This is a genomic window from Ruegeria sp. YKSE079 (assembly GCF_059612845.1).
Window position 1 is genome coordinate 1 of the sequence record NZ_JBXWRJ010000046.1, and the last position, 3,479, is coordinate 3,479.

Sequence of the window (3,479 nt, forward strand, 5' to 3'; positions counted from 1 at the left end):
TGTCGCGTAGCCCTTAATTGTGAGATGAGAGATTCAACGAAATCAACGGCTGTCCTTTGCCCTTAAATATGAGATTTTGCCTTTAATTCCGATATTTTTGCCCTTAAACTTGAGACAGGGTTCACAGACATGTGCAGCAAATATCGATGGATGATTATGGCGAAGACTCCGTTGCAGTTGGCGCTGAAGAGGCGCGCAGGGCCGCGGTGCTGCGCCCGCTTGTTCAAGCATTTCTGAAAGGGACTGGCAGTCTGGAAAGTGGCATCAATGACGCCGTTTGGGAGCTTGGTGTCAGCAGGGCGACGGTCTGGCGTTGGATAAAGCGGCTGGTCGAAGAAGGTGGACGCACCAGCGCGCTGGCTCCGCGGAAACGGGGCCGCCCGACCGGTACGACCTTGATATCCAGCAGGGTCGAAGCGGTGATCGAAGAGCATCTTCGCCGATGTTTCTTGCGCCGGGAACGTCCGAGCCTCTCGCGCGTCGTGACAGAAATCCGCAGCGCGTGCTGGCAGCAGGGCTTGCAACCGCCGACGCGTCGGACGGTTCAGCGTCGTCTGGACGCGATGGATGCCCGCGAAGTTGCGAAGGCACGAGAGGGCGCAAAGGCGGCGCGCCAGAAATTTGCGGCCGTCACAGGCGAGAACAAGGCGAACCAACCACTGGAGGTCGTACAAATCGACCATACGCCCGCGGACATCATTCTTGTCGACAGCTTTGAACGCCAACCAATTGGGCGGCCTTGGGTCACGCTGGCGATCGACATCGCAACGCGGATGGTAACTGGATATTACACCTCTCTCGAGGCCCCTTCGCGACTGTCAGTGGCGCTTTGCCTGACACAGGCGGTTGCCCCCAAGGCGGAGCTCCTAGCGGAATTGGATTACAGTATTCCTTGGCCCGCACAGGGCAAACCGCACAGCATCCACGTCGACAACGGCCGCGATTTCCGGTCGCGCGCCTTTCGGTCGGCATGCGCGGAATGGGGGATCGATCTGGTCTATCGACCGCCAGCAAGTCCTCACTTCGGTGGTCACATCGAACGGTTGATCGGCACCATGATGGGGGCCGTTCACCTGTTGCCGGGAACAACGCAATCCTCGATCGCGGCAAAGGGCGACTATGACGCCGAAAGCAAGGCCACGATGACGTTGAGCGAATTCGATCGCTGGTTTGCTCTGGAAATCTGCCGTTACAACAACAGCATTCATTCAAGTCTTGGCTGCACGCCCGTTGCCAAATGGGAGGCGCTCTCAGAGCAAATGACAGGCGACATCCCCTTCGAGATGGAAGCCTTTCAGGTGAGCTTCCTGCCGAGTGAACTGCGCAAGATCAGGCGTGACGGCATCCATCTGTTCCAGATAAGGTACTGGTCCGATGCCCTTGCAGGCCACATTGGGCGCGGGGATGGAAAGGTGGTCGTTCGCTACGATCCTCGCGATATCTCAATGATCTGGGTCGAACTGGACGATGGCCGGTATGTTGAGGCGCGGTACAGAAACCTGGAAATTCCGCCCGTCTCGCTCTGGGAATATCGCGAAGCGATGAGGAAGGCCCGTGCCCTTGGCAAGTCCGGGTCTAATGAGCTGGTGCTGGCTGAGCTGATCCGACAGCAACGCCAGATCGAAGCTGAAAGCCGGGGCCTGACGAAGGCCGAACGCAGAACCCGTGAAAGAAAAGGGACATTGAAGGGCACGAACTCGGCCGTCTCGACAACCGAAGGGCTGCGCCCGATCGATACGGGTGATACATCGCGCCCATTGTTCAAGGTGGAGAGATGGTGAATTGAGGGCAGGGACAACTGAAGAAGACGGCCGGATCGCCCTCATTCAATCGGATATCTGGATCGGCTTTCCTCGGGCGGAACAGGTGTTGGACCGCTTGCAGGGCATGATCGAAGCGCCACGACAAACCCGTATGCCTGGGCTTCTTGTGCATGGCGCCTCCGGGATCGGAAAGACAATGATCGCCCGAAACCTGTCGCGCAAGTACGCACCAGAATACGATCCGGCGTCAGGCATCACCCGCACACCGCTTCTGCTGTTGCAAGCGCCGCCCGCACCCGACGAACGGCGGTTCTATCTGCACATCCTGGCCGCCGTCGGCGCCCCAGCGACGGCACTGAGCGCCCGCGCTCAAAATGTGGCTTCCCTCGAAGTCCGTGTCATCGCGCTCTTACGCGACCTTGGCCTGCGGATGATCATGATCGACGAGGTCCACAACCTCTTGGCCGGGACCCACCGCGAACAGCGCCGCTTTCTCAATGTTCTGCGGTATCTCAGCAATGAACTCGAGGTGTCGCTGGTCTGCCTCGGGGTCAGCGAGGCCGTCGATGCCATCCGAGGTGATATCCAGCTTGCCAGGCGACTGGACGAACATCACCTGCCAAACTGGCGCGACGATGCCGAGTTCTCGGACATGATCCAGACACTCATCGCGGCAATGCCCCTCGAGAAGAAATCCAATCTGAAGGTCAAGTCGCTCAAGCAGATACTGGCGCTGAGCGGCGGGGTGACTTCGCGCATCTTCGCACTGATCAAGGATCTTTCCATCGACGCCATTGTCACAGGTGAGGAATGCATCACCGATGACGCAATCGCAAAATGGACGCCGGTTTGGTCGCGCCATGCGAACGCCCATCGGCGACTCGAGAAGTCCGGGGGGTGACGCCGCGACCGCTGCCAAAGACTGTCGCACCGCTTCCAGACGAGTTGTTGTCAGGTTGGTTGTCTCGGTTGGCTGCGGCCAACTACTGTGATGACGCCGAACTGCTGGCTCATATCGAAGTCGATACCACGCATGGCACCGCCTTGGACTTCAGCATCGACGCGGCAGCGGCGGAGAAGATTGCGAGCGCTGCACGTGTCTCCCCAGATGTCGTGCGATCTTTGACCTTTCCGGCAATAACGCCAGGAGAAGCCTCACTGACGGCCCAGATGCCATTCCAGCATTGTCTGCAATGCTCCCGAGAGGGCCTTTCGCTCAGGCATTGGAGGCGGGCCTGGGCATTTGACTGTCAGGTTTGCGGGACGAGACTTGTGCAGACCCTTGGCAAAATCGGTGAAGAACAAATATCTGGAAAACTGATATACCGAGCGCGCCGCGGGGCAGGGATGCTTGCCTGCGCCGCGCGATCACGCAGCCCCAAGCAACTTCGGCGCGCAATGCGCGCGGTCACCTTTGCCATGTCACTTAAGGGCTGCCACGGGAAGCCGTTGTTTGCTCTTCAGAGCCACAAACCGGAAGTGAGGCTGTTTTGCCTTGCTGCCATTGATGCAGCCCAATCTCGTCCACTGATCAAAGCGGCCATCTCAAGCTCCGGCATCGACGACTATGCAAAGGTTGCTCTTTTGCGCACTTTCGAGAAGGAGCCACGTCTGCTTGCCGCAGTTGATCAGATTGCGCAGAGGCGGGCGAGAAGCAAAGGCCCCATGACAGCCAAATCTCGCAATTAAGGGCAAAACTCGATGCCGAAAGCGTCG

The 3,479-nt window shown here is 58.7% G+C and carries 3 protein-coding genes; all 3 read left to right on the forward strand.

Translation table 11 applies throughout. The features are described 5' to 3' along the window. Window positions 1-146: 146 nt before the first annotated feature. From AC2FMY_RS21880 to AC2FMY_RS21890, 3 genes are read left to right on the forward strand one after another with little or no spacing between them, the layout of a single operon-like run. Window positions 147-1,781 (forward strand): TnsB C-terminal domain-containing protein, encoded by a 1,635-nt coding sequence (locus tag AC2FMY_RS21880; RefSeq protein WP_081894029.1) that lies wholly within the window; start codon window positions 147-149, stop codon window positions 1,779-1,781. Between the two features lies 1 nt (window position 1,782). After that, complete coding sequence (locus tag AC2FMY_RS21885; protein WP_036563081.1) at window positions 1,783-2,664, forward strand: TniB family NTP-binding protein; 882 nt, start codon at window positions 1,783-1,785, stop codon at window positions 2,662-2,664. Continuing rightward, entirely contained in the window at window positions 2,601-3,452 is an 852-nt protein-coding gene (locus AC2FMY_RS21890; protein WP_226946405.1) for a TniQ family protein, read from the forward strand. The genes AC2FMY_RS21885 and AC2FMY_RS21890 overlap by 64 nt, the downstream gene beginning before the upstream one ends. Window positions 3,453-3,479: the final 27 nt, after the last annotated feature.